The following is a 15,879-nucleotide window of genomic DNA, read 5'->3' as shown; positions in this document are numbered from 1 at the left end:
CATGACACCGTCTTACGATGATCTGTACTGGAAAAGTGACGATGGCCTGCGCCTGCATGCGCGCGACCATGCTCCGGGTGCGGGGCAACCGCCCCGCGGCACGGTGGTCTGCATCCCGGGCCTGACCCGCAACGGTGCCGACTTCGATGCCCTTGCGCAGTCACTGACCGCCGTCGGCTGGCGGGTGATTGCCGTTGACCTGCGTGGACGTGCGGGTTCGGAACGTGCGCCGGACCCGTCCAGCTACAACCCGCGCGCCTATGCCGATGACATGGTGGCGCTGCTGCGGTCACAGAACATCGACAAGGCGGTGTTCGTCGGCACCTCGCTGGGGGTGCTGGTCACCATCACCCTCGCCTCGCGTGCGCCCGCGCTGATCGCCGCGGCGGTGCTGAACGACGCCGGCCCCAAGGTGCCGCGCGAAGCCCTGGCGCGGATCGGCAAATACGCCGGCAAGCCGGTGCCACCGATGGACCTGGCTGACGCTACGACCTACGTGGAATCCATCGGCAAGGCCGCATTCCCGCGCTTCACCACCGATGACTGGCGGGCGATGGCCGTGCGCACCTTCCGCCAGCGCAGCGATGGCCTGATGGTGCTGGATTACGACCCGGCGGTGATCCGTACCACGCGGCCGTGGCTCCTGTGGCTGCTGCGCCCGGTGCTGTGGCGTGCGGTGCGTGGCCTGACGTCGCGGGTGCCGGTGCTGGTGGTGCGCGGGGCGTTGTCGGACATCCTGCCTGCCGATGTCGCACGGCAGATGGCAGCCACATCGCCCAACGCCCGCCTCGTTGAAGTACCGGAGGTAGGCCATGCGCCGATGCTGTCCGAGCCCGAGGCGCGCGATGCGATTCTGGCCCTGCTGGAGCGCGTGCGATGAGTGCCGACGTGTCGATCGATGAGCTGCCTGCCGCCCTGCGGGCACTGCGGCAATGGGCGGCAAGCGAGCGACTGAGCGGCAGCACGCACATTGCGCAGTCGCGCATCAATGCCTTCGCCGACGCCACCGGCGATCACAACTGGATCCACACCGATCCGGCCCGCGCCCAGACCGGCTTGCCGGGTGGGCAGACCATAGCGCATGGTTTCCTCCTGCTTTCGCTCACCGTCGAAGACGACGTGGCGGCCCTGGCCGGCTTTCCCGGCATCGCACACGTGCTCAACTACGGTTTGAACAAGGTCCGCTTCCTGGCGCCGGTGCCCAGCGGTTCCGAGGTGCGGGTGCGCTCGCAGCTGCTGTCACTGGAGGCACGCAGGCCCGGGCAGTGGCTGCTGACCCAACAGAAGACGGTGGAAGTGATCCCCGCCGGCGAGGTCGCGGTGGTCGCCGAACAGCTGTCGCTGATCGTGCTCGCCGACTAGCGCCGGCCGGCTGCCCGCCGGCCACGGTTCTCTCTACACTGGAGCGATGTTGACGCCCTCCATCGTCCTGTTCGCCTGCATCGCGTGGACCGTACTGCTGTTCGGCGTCGCCCTGTGGGGGGAACGCCAGGGGCATCGGCTGTCGAAGGTCTGGCCAGCCATCTACGCGCTGTCGCTGGGCGTGCACTGCACGGCATGGACCTATTACGGGGCCGCCTCGCAGGGTGTGCAGTGGGGCTTCCCGATCCCGCCGACACTGGTCGGCATGGCCCTCATTTTTGCCTTCGGCCTGCCGTTCCTGGTGCGGCTGGGGCGACTGGCCAAGCAGCACAACAGTGCCACCATCGCCGACCTGGTGGTGGCGCGCCTGCGTGCCGATCAAGGGCTGGGCATCACCATTACCCTGGTCGCGCTGTTCGGCATCATTCCCTACATCGCGCTGCAGCTGAAAGCGGTCAGCCAGGGGCTTGCCGCACTGCTCGGTGATCAGTTCGCGCCCGTCGGCTGGCAACTGGACATGTCGTTCTGGTTCGCGCTGACGATGGCGGCGTTCACCACGCTGTTCGGCGCACGCAAGGCGTCGGCCACCGAACACAACCGCGGCATCGTGGTCGCGCTGGGGCTGGAGTCGCTGTTGAAGCTGACGGCACTGCTGGCCATTGGCCTGTATGCCGCGCGCTCGGTGCACAAGGCCGGCGTGCCGCTGCTTGAGAAGATGGCGCACCTGCCGCCGCCGGCCGTGGTGCCGGATTACCTGACCATGGTCGCGCTCGGTGCGATGGCTGCGTTCACCCTGCCCCATCAGTTCCATGTGGGCGTGGTTGAACTGCGGCAGTCGTCGGACCTGAAGACGGCGCGCTGGCTGTTCCCGGTGTACCTGCTGTTGATCGGCCTGCCGTCGGTGCCGATGGCACTGGCTGGTGCCGCGCAGTTGCCTTCTTCGGTGTCGCCCGACCTGTATGTCCTGGCCCTGCCGCAGGAACGCGGCCACCATCTGCTGGCACTGCTGGCCTACCTGGGCAGTCTGAGCGCGGCCACCGGCATGATGATCCTGTCCGGGCTGACCCTGTCGATCATGCTCGGCAACCACGGCGTGGGTTCACGCCTGCTGAGCGGGGTCAATGGCTTCAGCAGTGGCGCCGATCTGCGACCGCGGGTGCTGGCCTTCCGTCGCGCCGGCATCCTCGCCGTGTTCCTGATGTCGTGGCTGTACAGCCGCGCGATGAGCGGCACCGAGGCGCTCAGCGATTTCGGCCTGATGTCGTTCACCGCGCTCTCCCAGCTGGCACCGGCCGTGCTGTTGGCGGTATACCGGCCGCGCACGCCCTCCCCGGCCATCATCGCCGGTATCGTGCTGGGTTCACTGGTCTGGCTGTGGCTGGTACTGCTGCCGATGGTGATCCCCGCCCCGCCACCGTCGGCCAGCCCCGACGGGTTGCACTGGCTGGCGATGTTCTCGCTGCGCATGCAGCCGGGCCATATCGCCATCAGCATGGGAGCGAGCCTGGCGGTCAACCTGGCGACCGTTGTGCTGGTGTCGCGTGCGGTGCGTCCCTCGATGCCACGGCAGCGCGACGCGATCGCCGCAGCATCGTTGCGCAAGACGGCCGGTCGCTTCCTCGGCCAGGAACGGGCGCGCCAGCTGATGGACGGACACGCCGGGCAGATGCTGGATGACGAGCGGGTCACCGCCATCGAGCGGGAGTTGACCGCCGTGGTCGGTGCAGGCATGGCACGCCTGCTGGTGGAGGCGGCCCGCGATGGTGGCGCTGCACCGCTGGACGCCGTCACCCGTGCGGTCGGCGAAGCCACCCAGGTACTGCGCTTCAACCAGCGCCTACTGGAAGCCGCGCTGGAAAACATGAGCCAGGGCATCAGCGTGGTCGACGCGCAGTTGCAGCTGGTGGCCTGGAACAGCCGTTACGCAGCGCTGTTCAAGTTCCCGCCGGAGCTGCTGCAGGTGGGGCAACCGGTGTCGAACCTGACGGCGTGGGCGTTGGGACAGCTGAAGATCGGCGACGCCCCCGGCGACTCGCGCGACAAGGCGTTGCAACGGCGGGTGGTGCACATGCGGCGCGGTACCCCGCATCTGTCCGAGCGGATCTTCCCGGACAACACCATCGTTGAAATCCGCGGCAACCCGATGCCCGGTGGCGGCTACGTGGCCACCTTCACCGATGTCACCGCTTTCCGGCGTGCAGAAGACGCGCTGAAGCGCAGCAACGAAACCCTGGAGCGCCGCGTGCAGGACCGCACCGCCCGCCTGGAGCAGGCCGTGCATGAAGCCGAACGAGCCAACGTGGCCAAGACACGCTTCCTCACCGCCGTTGGCCATGACCTGATCCAGCCCCTGCATGCGGCGCAGCTGCTGACCGATGCCATGTCGCAGCACATCGAATCGGAGTTCCTGGACAGCTTCCTGCGCCAGATCCGTGGCGCGCTGGACTCCACCGACGATCTGCTGTCGGGCCTGCTCGATATCTCGCGGCTGGAAGCCGGCGGACTGGTCGCCGATCCACGCCCGTTCGCGCTGTCGACCGTACTGGACCCGCTTGCACAGGAGTTCGCCGTGCTGGCGGCGGCGCGCGGCCTGCAGTTCCGCCATGTGCGCACCCGCGCGTGGGTGCACAGCGACCCGTTGCTGCTGCGTCGGGTGCTGCAGAACTTCCTGGCCAATGCCATCCGCTACACCCGCCGTGGCGGCGTGCTGCTGGGCGTGCGCCGGCATGGCCAGACCCTGTCGATCGGCGTGCATGACAGCGGCCCCGGCATCGCAGCGGAGCAACAAGCGGTGGTGTTCGAGGAATTCCATCGTGGCGACCGCAGCAACGGCCAGGGCCTCGGTCTGGGGCTGACCATCGCGAGCCGCATTGCCGACCTGCTGCACGCGCCGCTGCAACTGCAGAGCGCACTCGATCGCGGCTCGACCTTCTCGATCACCGTGGCGCGGGCAGCGCCGCCTGCGGCCCCGCGCACTGAACCCGCCGCTGGCAACAGCAGCATCAAGGGTATCCGCGTGCTGGTGGTCGACAACGATCCGCAGGCCCTGGAGGCAATGCGACAGATGCTGCTTTCCTGGGGCTGCGATGTCATCGCGGCGCGCGATGTCAATGCGCTGGGTGCTTCAGCGCAGGAAGCGGCACTGTGGTTGTTCGACTACCACCTTGATGATGGCGATACCGGCGTCGCACTGTGGAAGCGCCTTGTCGCCGTCCACGGTACACGGCCGACGGTGATCCTCAGCGCAGATACCGGCAGCGACACCCGCGAGGCAGTGCGCAGCGTGGGCCTGTCGCTGCTCAACAAGCCGTTCAAGCCGCTGGCACTGCGCTGGGCGATCAACCACCTGCTGGCAACGGCCGCGACGGCAACGCCCTGACCAAGGGTCAGCTGCCCTGCGTCTCTTCGATCTGCCGCGAGGGATCGCTCAGCCCCATCTCGTGCAGCACACGGATGGCCTGCGCACGATTACGCACGCCCAGCCGGCCCATGATGCGGGTCATGTGCGCCTTGACCGTGCGTAACTGCACGCCCAGCCGGTCTGCGATCTGCTTGTTGAGCAGCCCTTCGGCCACCAGGCTCAGCACCTTGTACTGATGCGCGGACAGGCTGGACAAGCGCGCGGCAAGATCGGCGTCCTTGTTGAAGGGCGCTACCCGTGCCACCGGCTCGCGCAGCAGCGCCGGAATCCAGCGCTCACCTTCCAACACGGTCTGCAGCGCGGACTGCAGGTCGGTCAGCCCCGAACTCTTGGGCAGATAGCCGGCTGCGCCGAGGTCGATGGCGCGGCGGATCACGTGCGGCTCTTCATTGGCCGAGACGATGATGATCGCCAGCCCCGGTTGCAGTGCACGGATGGTCGCCAGCCCGGCAAGACCATGGTTGCCCGGCATGTGCAGGTCCAGCAGCATCAGGTCGATCTGCTGGCTCTCGATCGCTTCCAGCACGCTGTGCAGCGAATCGGCCTCGCTGATCTGCAGGTCGGCCACTGCCTCCTCGGCCGCGCGATGCAGCGCCGCGCGGAACAAGGGGTGGTCGTCGGCGATGAGCAGGGTCGGCATGTCCAGCGGAGGTTAGCAAATCGCCTGCGGTTGGGCACGGGTACCAAGGTACGCTGGCGTGCGCCGCCCGGATCGTTAGGGTGGAGCCATGAACATCCACCGCCCCGTTACGCTGCTGTGCGCCACGCTGCCACTGCTTGTGGGCAGCATCGCCAGCGCTCATGCCGCCCCGCCCCGTGCCAGCACCGCTGTTCCGGTGTTCGAGCAGTGGCGGGAAACCCTGCATCGCGGCGACGATGAACTGCTGACCGCGGGACTGGGCCTCGACGCCCTGCGCTCGACTACCGCGCCAGCCTTCAGCAACCCGGCCCAGCCCACGGCAGAGGAGGCCCGACGCCGTGCGATCTGGAGCAGTTGGCGTGGTATTGCCGACCTGACTCCCGGCGGTGGTTTCGGCGACGTCTACGGCAGCCTGCAGGCAGTGCCCGGCCGCGAATTCTCGGCCTATGCGCGCAACGATGGCGCACGCCAACCCCACCGCGTACTGGTGCAGGTACCCGACACCTTCGACACCTCGCGACGCTGCCTGGTCGTCGCGGCGTCTTCCGGCTCGCGTGGCATCTATGGCGCGATTGCGGTAGCCGGCAGCTGGGGTCTGGCCCATGGCTGCGCCGTCGCCTATACCGACAAGGGCGCCGGCAGTGACTACTACGATCTGGACGCCAAGACGGGCTTCCAGGACGACGGCACGCTCGCCAGCCAAAGCGCGCTGGCCTTTGTTCCTGCGGGTACGGCAGCCACCCAGGGAATCGCCTTCAAACATGCCCATTCGGGTGACAACCCGGAAGCAGACTGGGGCCGGCATCTGCTGCAGGCGCTGCGGTTCGGCCTGCAGGTACTGGACCGCGCCTACCCCGAATCGGCCCCGTTCACGGCGGCCAACACGCGCACCCTGGGCGTTGGCGTATCCAATGGCGGTGGCGCCGTGCTGCGTGCGGCGGAGATCGAAGGCAACTGGTTCGATGCGATGGTGGCCGGCGAACCCAATGTCTCGGTGGCAGGCGCACCGCCGCTGTACGACTTCGTTACCCAGGCCGCGTTGCTGATGCCCTGTGCCCTGCTGGCAGAGGACGATCTGCCGCAACCGCCGATGTCGGCGCAGGCCGTGCCGGTGTGGACCCAGCGATGTGCCATGCTGAAATCCGCCGGGTTGGTGCAAGGTGATGACACTACGGCACAGGCACGGTCGGCACGGCAACAGCTGCTCGACGCTGGCTTGAGTGCCGACGCACTTCGTGCCGGCGCGTTCTCGACCGGGTTCGATCTGTGGCGCGCCATCGCGGTCACTTATTCGTCAGCCTATGGACGCTACGGCGCCGGCGAACATCCCTGCGCGTACAGCTTCTCCGCCGCTGGGGCAGACGGCACACCGGCCCCGGCCGAAATGCGTGCAACCTGGTGGAGCGAGGGCAGCGGCATTCCGCCAGGCAGTGGCGTGGTGCTGGTGGATGGCAATGCCACCGGGGCGGAAGCTGATCCACTGCGCGGTTTGAACTGCCTGCGTGCACTTGGCAATGGCGATAGCGCCGACGCACGGCGGGTGCGCGCCGGCATCGCCGCGGCCACCGCCAAGGCGCCGCGGCGCGGTGTGCCGATCGTGGTGATCCATGGCATCGACGATGGGCTGGTGCCGATCAGCATGACCAGCGATCGCTATGTGCCATCTGCGCGCAAGGCGGGCGCGCAGATCGCCTATTGGCGCGTGAACCACGCACAGCACTTCGACTCGCTGCTGGGCTTCCCGGATTACCGCAAGCGCTATGTGCCACTGCTGCCCTACCTGTTCGCGGCGCTGGACCAGGTGTGGGGTCACCTTGAGGATCCAGCCCATGCGCTGCCAAAGGATGCGCTCATCCAGCCGACCCCACGCGCGGAAGCGCCCTTGCTGCGCGAGCAGCTGTCCATTCCCGCGGTCACGACCCTCTCCAACCGCTGACACGCCGCCCACCAGGAAGCCCCCCATGTCGTCCGCCACCGCTACAGACACGCCCGCTGCCGAGGCCAACGCCTTTCCCCTGTTGATCAAGCAGTTGCTGCTGACGCCGCTGGCTGTGCGTCCACAGCAGGAGATCGTCTACGGCGACAAGGTGCGCTTCGACTACCGCACCCTTCAGACGCGCATCGGCCAGTTGGCCGGGTTGCTGACCTCGCTGGGGGTAAAGCGCGGCGATACGGTGGCAGTGATGGACTGGGACAGCAACCGCTACCTGGAGAGCTACTTCGCCGTGCCGATGATCGGAGCGGTGCTGATGATGGTGAACATCCGCCTGGCGCCTGAGCAGATTGCCTATACGCTCAATCACAGCGGCGCGCGGGTACTCCTGGCCAACCGCGAGTTCCTGCCGGTGCTGGAAACCATCGACGAACAGCTGCCGGACCTGCGCACGCGCATTCTGCTGGCCGATGAGGTTGGCCCGCTGCCAACGGGTTTCGTGACCGAGTATGAAGCCGGACTGCGCGAGGCCACGCCCATCACCTGCTTCCCGGACTTCGACGAGAACACCCGCGCCACGACGTTCTATACGACCGGCACCACGGGCCTGCCCAAAGGCGTGTACTTCAGCCATCGGCAACTGGTGCTGCACTCGCTTGCGGCGATGGCCGCGCTCGGCAGTGCATCCAGGCAGGGGCGGCTGCACCGCGACGATGTCTATATGCCGATCACCCCGATGTTCCATGTCCACGCCTGGGGCATGCCTTACGTGGCCACGCTGCTGGGCATCAAGCAGGTCTACCCCGGACGCTATCTGCCGGGCAAGCTGCTGGCGCTGATCGCCCGCGAGAAGGTGACGTTCTCGCACTGCGTGCCGACCATCCTGCATATGCTGCTGGGCGATGCCACGGCTGCCGATACTGATCTGCGCAGCTGGAAGGTGATCATCGGCGGTGCGGCACTGCCGCGGGCACTGGCGCAGCAGGCACTGGCCCGTGGCATCGACATCTTCGGCGGCTACGGCATGTCCGAGACCTGCCCCCTGCTCACCGTCGCGCAGATCGATGCGCACGCCCTGGACGACCCGGATGAGGAGCTGTCGCTGCGTACCAAGGCCGGCATCCCGGTGCCATTGGTGGATCTGCGCATCGTGGACGAAGGCATGAACGACGTTGCCCACGATGGCGTCGCTACCGGCGAAGTGGTGGTACGCACGCCCTGGCTCACCCAGGGTTATCTGCACAACCCGGACGCTTCAACGGCGTTGTGGGCGGGCGGTTACCTGCATACCGGGGACATCGGCAACATCGATGGCGGCGGCTACCTGCGCGTGGCCGACCGTATCAAGGATGTGATCAAGACCGGCGGCGAATGGATCTCCTCGCTCGCCCTGGAGGACATCATCGCCCTGCATCCCGCGGTCAACGAGGTCGCCGTGATCGGCATCAGCGATACGAAATGGGGCGAGCGACCGCTGCCGTTGGTGGTCCGGCAGCCCGGCAGCGATGTGACCGAAGCAGACATCATCGAACTGGTCGCAGCACGCAGCCGCTCAGGCGACATCTCCCGCTATGCGATCCCCGACCGCGTCAGCTTCGTGGATTCGCTGGAACGCACCAGCGTGGGCAAGATCAACAAGAAGAAGCTGCGTGGGCTGCATGACATGACGCCGGTTGATGAGCGCCGCTGACGCGGAAGCTCTTCTGCAAGCAGAACACGCAAGCGTTGCGGGAGGATGCAGGGCGAGCTGCTGGCCTCACGTCCGCACTGATTCCGCGCCACGCACCGCGCCCGCGGTGGCGGGCGCGGCATGGATTCAATGCAACGGCACCTTCAGCACCGATGGCGCGGACGTCGGCGAACTGAAGGTCACCGCGCCGCCCACCTGGCTGATGCCTGCATAGCGCAGGTCCACCGTATCGACCACCAGCGTCAGTCGGCTGCCCGCCGGAATGTTCCAGCTGCTCGCTTCCAGCCGCAGATCGAGGGTGGTCGCCTGGCCTGGTGCAACGCCGCGCAGGGTGTACGGTTTGTGGCTGATCAGCTGGCCATTGCCCAGCACATCTTCCGCGTACAGGTAGGCATACAGCGTGGTGTTGGCACGGCTGGGGGTCACGGTCACCCGCACTTCCGGCGCGCCATCCAAGCGGCGTGCGTTCCAGTAGATCGGCCCCTGCCAGACACCGGCGGCGTTGCGCCCGATGAAAGGTACGTACGCTCCCGGCGGAAGGTTGATCATCTGCAGCGAGCCGGACACCATCGCCACGCCGGAATTGGCGGCGGTCGCCAGGCCACTACCGATGCGGTAGTTCCAGCCATTGCTGCGCCCATTTTCAACCAGGCCCCCGGTGGGCAGAAGCAGGCCACCGGGTGCGGTCAACGCGTAGCTGACTGCACCGCTGTTGGTGGCCTGCCAGTTCGGGTAGCTGCTCCAGCTTCCCTTCTGTGACTTCAGCTGCACCGCCGGCTCGCGGTCGATGCCGTTGGCCACGCCCTTGAGGTAATGGTCGAACCAGTCGCCCACCGAGTCGTAGACCTCGTTGGGAATGCCCAGTGCGCCCAAGGCCTCGTTGAGGGCGTGGTCGCCGTGACGCAGCTGCAGCTGCTTGGGGCCCTTCAGCTGGTTGAAGAAATCCACCAGCTGACCCGGCGGGAACAGGCTGTCGTTGAAAGCGTTGGCGAGGAACACCGCCGGCTGGTTGGCGTTGATCTCGTTGATGCTGGCAACAGGGCTGCGGATCGCGGCCACCGGCAGCAGTGATTCCACGGCGCCCTGATAGTTGCCGACCACGACGTTGCGATTGATCGTGGCCAACTCGGAACCGGGTCGGCCGGTGACCAGGCCGGCGGCCACCAGCAGCGCGATTCCCTGTGCGCTGGGGGTGTCGTTGGCGTACAGCGACGCCTGCAGGTCGGCCCATCCGCTGAGGGCGGCCACCGCCTTGATGCGCGGATCGCGTGCGGCCGCCAGCAGGCTGGTGCCGGCGCCGTAGGAGATGCCCGAGACGCCGATCCGTGCCGGGTCGGCCTGGGTGTTGTCCAGCGCCCAGTCGATCAATGCGCTGACATCCTCGACCGTGGCCGGCCCGGCAATATCGATGGCCCCGCCGGACTCCCAGAAGCCGCGCGAGCTGTAGCTGATGACCACGTAGCCGCGCTTGGCCAGCGACTGCGCCACCCCTACGTACTCCACGCTCGGCACAGCCCAGCTGCTGGGCATCACCAGCAGCGGGTACTTGCCGCCACCTGCGTCCTGCGGCTCGATGACAAAGACCCCGAGGGGCGTGCCATCCCAACTGGGAAGGGTGCGGTGGGTGGTCTTGACCGTGGCGGCCCAGGCGGTGGGCGCCAGCCCGGTCAGCAGGATCAACAGCAGCAATACCTTGCGCATCGTCGTCTCTCCCCGTCGTTGGTGGTGCAACGGGTTGGACCGTACCAGTGCGAATGGTGGCTGACACCTTGCGCCGCAGCATGGGGCGGCGGGCCTGCCACCTCACGCCGCGGGCCTGAATGCGCCTACAGCGTTGCCTGCGCCTGCAGGGTGAACACCCAGCTGTCGGGTCGGCTGGCATAGGCGCCGGGACGTGCCACGTACTGCACCGCTGGCCGCAGCACCAGCCACGGGGCGACCTGCACGCCGTAGTTCAGCTCGACGAACTGCTCGTTGCTCTGCACATCCTTTCCGGTCAGCTGCTGATGCCGTGCGAGCCGGTCGGAGATATCCAGCCGGTTCCAGGCCAGGCTGAGCACATCATCCTCGCGCGACGCGATCACGCCGCGCCAGCTCACGCCCGCTTCCCACGAGTAGCGCATCAGCCCTGTTTTTGCGTCGGCAAGGGTGGCCACGCCGAACACCGAGATGCCGCGCACCGTATCGCCCTCGGGCTTCCACACGCGCTGCGCGGCCTGCACGTACGAACCGCTGCGATGCGAGGCGCGAGGTGCGGCCGGATCACCGATGTCATCGGCGTTGGAGGTGTCCAGGTAGTAGCCGACCTTGTAGGTGCCGCCATAGTCCTCGCCGGACGTGCCATGGCTGTAGCCCACTTCCACGGGCAGGAACAGGCCGGTCTTTCCCTTCGTCGAAACACGGAAGCCACTGTTGGCCTGCTTGCGCGTCGGGTTGACGTCGTAGATGCCGGTCTGTGCATACCAGCCCGAGGGATCGTTCCACTTCACCCGCAGGCCCCACTGGCCCGTCGGGTTGTCCAGCCACCCGGAGCTGTAGATCGGGCCCAGCGGATGCCCGCATTGGCCGTTGTTGTTGAAGTTGCAGGTGTAGGGCAAGCCACCGAAGTCGTTGCCCATCGAGTAGAAACCCCCTTTCAGGCTCAGCCGCTTGTTCAGCAGCAACCGCTCGTAGGAGAGCTCGTTGAAGCGCAGGTTCTGGCCCTGGCCATAGAAGGCCTGGTTCTGGATATAGGAACCGGTGGACCGCTCGTTGATGGCGTTGCCGAAGCGATCGGAAAACACCACGCGCAGCGTGCCGTCGAAGCCGAGTGCTTTGCCGGTATCGATCGTCGCGCCCAGGTCAATGTGTTCGGCGGTGGACCAGCCACTGCCCTTGTAACCATCGCTGTTGACGCCAGTGCCGACCACGATGCGTGCGCTGGGGGTCACGCCGTGGTCCTGCAGCCACAGGCGTGCGGCCCAATCGGCACTCAGCGGCGTCTGTACGATGCTGTCCACTGGTTTGGGTTTGGCGGTGGCAGTCGCTTCGGCGGCCGACACCGGGCCATTGGCCGCGAGCAGGAGCAGGCCGATGCCGCTCAAGGAGAGCAGCTTCATGCCGCAGCCCTCCTGTTCCTGCGCTTCTTCAAGGCACGACACACCAGCAGCACGACGCCGACCAGCGCCAGCACCGCAACGATCAGCATCGGCAGCCACAAGCGTGCGATCTTCGCCAGCAGTGGCTTCTCGCCGCCGGCGCGGGTCAGTGCGACCTGTGCCTCGGTGACCTGGTCGCCCGGCCCGAACTGCGTCCGCACGTAGGTCGCCACCGCTGCGATATCGGCGTCACTCAGGTCCTGCACGAACGAGCCTTTCGAGAAGTGCGGCATCAACGCGTGTTCGCCCTGCACGTCGCGGTCAACACCACCAATGATGGTGGCGATGAGGTTCTGCGGACGGGTCATGCCCACGGTGGTGTTGTGCACCAGGGAGGGATAGTAGCCGTCCCGGCTGCCCTCGCCCCGCGATCCATGGCAGCTTGCACACAGGCCCGAATACAGCACTCCGCCCGATGCCAATGCGGCACCCGTACCGCGTACCGGCTGCTCGCCCGGCGTGGCGGCGGCGTCGCCCCAGGCGAAGGCGGCCCGCGTGGCCTCAGGTTCGGCCACGGCCGGCACGGTGCGCAGGTAGGCAACGATCGCGGCGATATCCTCGTCCTGCAGCTTGGACAGGCTGTTGCTGACCGCTTCGGCCATGCCGCCACCGGCCTGCGCCTTGCCGGCAACGCGGCCGGTCTTCAGGTACTGCGCCAACTCGGTGTCGCTCCAACCGCCGACACCGCTGATGGGATGGGAGGTGATATTGGGTGCGTACCAGTCACCCAGCGAGCCGCCGGCGAAGGCCTTGCCGCCCACTTCCTGCATCATCAGCCCGCGCGGACTATGGCAGCTCGAGCAATGCGCCAAGCCTTCCACCAGATAGGCGCCGCGATTCCATTGCGCACTCTTGCCCGCATCGGGCTTGAACGTTTCCTTGTCCAGGAACAGCAGGTTCCACACCGCCATGGACTGGCGGATGCTGAAGGGGAACGGCAGTTCGGTCGCGTGCGCTTCCTCGTCGACCGGCGCCACCTCCTTCATGAAGTAGGTATACAGCGCGTGGATGTCCTCGTCGGTCAGCTTGGCATACGAGGTATAGGGCATCGCCGGATACAGATGGGCGCCATCCTTGCGCACGCCTTCGCGGACTGCTTTGGCGAAGTCATCTTCACTGTAGAGGCCGATGCCATGGCTCTTGGAGGGGGTGATGTTGCTGGCCCAGATCTCACCCAGCGGGGACGCAATCGCGTAGCCGCCGGCATAGGGCTTTCCCTGCTTGGGGCTGGTGTGGCACGCCACGCAATCGGCGGCGACCGAGAGGTAGCGCCCACGTTCGGCGACTTCGTCTGCGCGCGCGGAGTGACTGGCTGCAGCCAGCAGCATCAGCAGAGCCGCATTGACGGCCTTCATGCCGCACGCTCGATGGCGTCTGCCGCCCGCAATGCCAGCGCGGCCATGGTCAGGGTGCTGTTGACCACGCTGGCCGACACCATCGGTCCGCCGCCAGGCAGCCACAGGTTCGGATGATCGTGCGCGCGGCAATCGCCATCGACCACCGAATCGCGCGGGTCCGCGCCCATGATGGTCGAGCCCATGATGTGGTTGTTGGCGTTGAGCGCCGTGGTGATGACGAATTCCTCGGCGTTGAACAGCGAGCCGATGTGACGCAACTGTTTGCAGGACTCGTCATAGCCCTTGCGGGCATAGTCGCCCAGCGAGTAGTGGATATCCGGGCAGGCCAGGCCATGGCCATCGACCCGCGTCTTCGACAGCGTCAGCCGATTGCTCGGGTCCGGCAAGGGCTCCAGGCTGATCGAAAGATCGACGCCGAAGACCGCACGGCGACGGATTTCCGCATCAAGCGCGTCGCCAACCAGGCCTTTTTTCAGGGCCTGGTCGGTGGCGATCGCCACCCGGCTGATGTTGTTGAGGATGATCTTGGTGGCCGAGTACTGCGAACGGAAGGCGCCGTCGCGCGGACCAACCATGCAGCTGGACTGCGCCGGTCCGCGTCCCAGCCAGATCGGGCGATCGGCGATGAACGAGCAGTGGAAACCGGAATGGTCGAGCATGTTGCGCCCGACCTGGTCGGAACTGTTGGCGATACCGTTCGGGTTCTGCTCGTTGGCAGCAAGCAGCAGCAGGCGCGGCGTCTCCAGTGCGTTGCAGGCGATCACGAAACTGCGGCCGGTGGCCTTGTGGCTGACCTTGTTGTTGTCATACCAGTGGACAGCCGTGACCCGGTTCTGCGCGTCGGTGTCGATCCTGTAGGCCACTGCTTCGGCAAGCACCTGCGCACCCAGTTTCTCGGCCGCTTCGATGGTATGGATGCCGTTGTACATCGCGCCGATCGGGCAGATCGGCTGGCAGTTGTTGTTGCCGCAGCAGGCCGGCCGATCATTCCACGGCGTGACCATGCGACCCTGCGGAATGGGCACCAGGTTGTAGCCGTGCGGATTGACCACCTCGGCAAATACCTTGTCGCCGTTGCCCCAGGGGATCATGTCGGCGAGGTAGGGCTTGGACCGTTCGGAGGGGCTCTGCTTGCCCGGGTCGTTCGGCCCGGACACACCCATCGCCTCTTCCGCGCGGCAGTAGTAAGGCTCGATGTCGTCGTAGCTGATCGGCCAGTCGCGCCCTACCCCATAGGTGGACTGCATCTTGAAATCCACCGGCAGGTGGCGCCAGCAGGAGGCGGCCCAGTGCCAGGTGGTGCCACCCACGGCCTTGATGAAGCCCTGGTGGAAGCTGCTGGCATCGGGGCCGGTCAAACCCACGTAGTCGTTGGCCGGGAAATACAGCGGCGCGGTGGCCAGCGGCGACTGCGGATACGGCCCCTGGAAGTCGCTGCCGATGCGTCGCTCGAAGCTGACGTTGCGCCAGTTTTCGACGACGTCGGAGCGATGCAGGCGCGGGCCCGCTTCGAGGACCAGAACCGATTTTCCGGCACGAACCAACTGATGGGCGATCAATGCGCCGACGACGCCCGAGCCGACGATCACAACATCGGCATCGGCGTCGCCATCACGGAAAACCGGAGCTTTCATGAGGGGAATCCAGATCAATTACGGGAAAGAGATGAAGGCGCAGGCTCAGCCGTGCGCACGTACCGCCGCCGGCGGTTCAGCCGTCCACCATGCCGGGCCGCCTTGTGCGTAGGTCGGCGGGAACAGGCCGTCGTCCACGGGCCGCTGCATCAGCGCATCACGATAGGAAACGGTGATGGCCTGCGGGCCCTTGCCGACGCTGCCGGTGTACCAGGCGGTGATGATGGCCAGCGCTGCGGGCCGGGCATCGCCCGCCGCCGCCAGCAGTGCTTCAGGGCCTTGCACCTGTTGCGCCTTTGCCGCCAGAGCGGGGAACTGGGCGTGCATGTCGGGATGCAGCTTGGCGAAAGCGGCTTCGATGCACCCGGCGGTCGCCGGATCGAGATCGGTCTTGCCCGTCAGCACCTGCGAGAGCTGCAGAAAGCGCCCGTCCGCCTGCTTCGCAGGGGCGGCACTGGCAGCGGGCGCTGGTGCCTTGCCACTGCAGGCAGCCAACAGCGAAGCCGAACCGACCGCCAGCAGGAAGGTTCTGCGCGTCAGGCCTTGCCCACTCCCTTCCAATCCCTCGGGAACACTCATGATGTGGACTCCTGATGCGTCACGTCTTCGGCTGCCCCTGACCGCGACGCGGGGGGCACCTACGGGTGAAACTGTAACGCACCTGCTCGTCGTCGCGGGGTGAGTGGAAACAGCCGCAGAACGGC

The 15,879-nt window shown here is 66.6% G+C and carries 11 protein-coding genes; 5 read left to right on the top strand and 6 right to left on the bottom strand.

Annotated features, from left to right (window positions below):
• The first annotated feature begins 1 nt into the window (after position 1).
• Genes ACFX4F_RS02785 through ACFX4F_RS02775 form a run of 3 tightly spaced genes read left to right on the top strand, consistent with a single transcriptional unit; the run spans position 2 to position 4,741 of the window.
• Positions 2 to 880, top strand: coding sequence for an alpha/beta fold hydrolase (locus ACFX4F_RS02785; RefSeq protein ID WP_380652026.1), 879 nt, complete (start codon positions 2 to 4; stop codon positions 878 to 880).
• The gene (locus ACFX4F_RS02780) at positions 877 to 1,362 is read left to right on the top strand and encodes a MaoC family dehydratase (protein WP_380652023.1); all 486 of its coding nucleotides are present in this window, start codon (positions 877 to 879) and stop codon (positions 1,360 to 1,362) included. The genes ACFX4F_RS02785 and ACFX4F_RS02780 overlap by 4 nt, the downstream gene beginning before the upstream one ends.
• 46 nt (positions 1,363 to 1,408) lie before the next feature.
• On the top strand, positions 1,409 to 4,741 hold the full coding sequence (locus ACFX4F_RS02775) for a PAS-domain containing protein (RefSeq protein ID WP_380652020.1): 3,333 nt from the start codon (positions 1,409 to 1,411) through the stop codon (positions 4,739 to 4,741).
• Positions 4,742 to 4,748: 7 nt separating this feature from the next.
• Here the strand turns inward: ACFX4F_RS02775 and ACFX4F_RS02770 are convergent, their stop codons facing one another.
• Positions 4,749 to 5,423 (bottom strand): response regulator transcription factor, encoded by a 675-nt coding sequence (locus tag ACFX4F_RS02770; protein ID WP_265951831.1) that lies wholly within the window; start codon positions 5,421 to 5,423, stop codon positions 4,749 to 4,751.
• 88 nt (positions 5,424 to 5,511) lie between these two features.
• Here ACFX4F_RS02770 and ACFX4F_RS02765 point away from each other — a divergent pair, with 88 nt between their 5' ends.
• Together ACFX4F_RS02765 and ACFX4F_RS02760 are read left to right on the top strand one after the other, a co-directional pair.
• Positions 5,512 to 7,359, top strand: a complete 1,848-nt coding sequence (locus tag ACFX4F_RS02765; protein ID WP_380652016.1) for a 3-hydroxybutyrate oligomer hydrolase family protein — start codon at positions 5,512 to 5,514, stop codon at positions 7,357 to 7,359.
• Between the two features lie 25 nt (positions 7,360 to 7,384).
• Positions 7,385 to 9,046, top strand: coding sequence for a fatty acid--CoA ligase (locus tag ACFX4F_RS02760; RefSeq protein WP_380652013.1), 1,662 nt, complete (start codon positions 7,385 to 7,387; stop codon positions 9,044 to 9,046).
• Between the two features lie 126 nt (positions 9,047 to 9,172).
• Here the strand turns inward: ACFX4F_RS02760 and ACFX4F_RS02755 are convergent, their stop codons facing one another.
• The 5 genes from ACFX4F_RS02755 to ACFX4F_RS02735 form a co-directional block, all read right to left on the bottom strand.
• The gene (locus ACFX4F_RS02755; protein ID WP_380652010.1) at positions 9,173 to 10,747 is read right to left on the bottom strand and encodes an alpha/beta fold hydrolase; all 1,575 of its coding nucleotides are present in this window, start codon (positions 10,745 to 10,747) and stop codon (positions 9,173 to 9,175) included.
• A 125-nt stretch (positions 10,748 to 10,872) separates the two neighbouring features.
• Positions 10,873 to 12,144 (bottom strand): carbohydrate porin, encoded by a 1,272-nt coding sequence (locus ACFX4F_RS02750; protein WP_380652007.1) that lies wholly within the window; start codon positions 12,142 to 12,144, stop codon positions 10,873 to 10,875.
• Positions 12,141 to 13,538, bottom strand: a complete 1,398-nt coding sequence (locus ACFX4F_RS02745) for a c-type cytochrome (protein WP_380652004.1) — start codon at positions 13,536 to 13,538, stop codon at positions 12,141 to 12,143. The genes ACFX4F_RS02750 and ACFX4F_RS02745 overlap by 4 nt, the downstream gene beginning before the upstream one ends.
• Positions 13,535 to 15,175, bottom strand: a complete 1,641-nt coding sequence (locus ACFX4F_RS02740; RefSeq protein WP_099818529.1) for a GMC family oxidoreductase — start codon at positions 15,173 to 15,175, stop codon at positions 13,535 to 13,537. Before ACFX4F_RS02740 ends, ACFX4F_RS02745 begins: the two co-directional genes overlap by 4 nt.
• Positions 15,176 to 15,220: 45 nt before the next feature.
• Positions 15,221 to 15,754 (bottom strand): sugar dehydrogenase complex small subunit, encoded by a 534-nt coding sequence (locus ACFX4F_RS02735; protein WP_380652001.1) that lies wholly within the window; start codon positions 15,752 to 15,754, stop codon positions 15,221 to 15,223.
• Between the last annotated feature and the right edge of the window lie 125 nt (positions 15,755 to 15,879).

Origin of the sequence: Stenotrophomonas sp. YIM B13575 (assembly GCF_042787595.1) — a bacterium.
Taxonomy (GTDB): domain Bacteria; phylum Pseudomonadota; class Gammaproteobacteria; order Xanthomonadales; family Xanthomonadaceae; genus Stenotrophomonas; species Stenotrophomonas lactitubi_B.
Note: the sequence above shows the minus strand (reverse complement) of the source record. Positions and strands in the feature narration are given on the sequence as shown.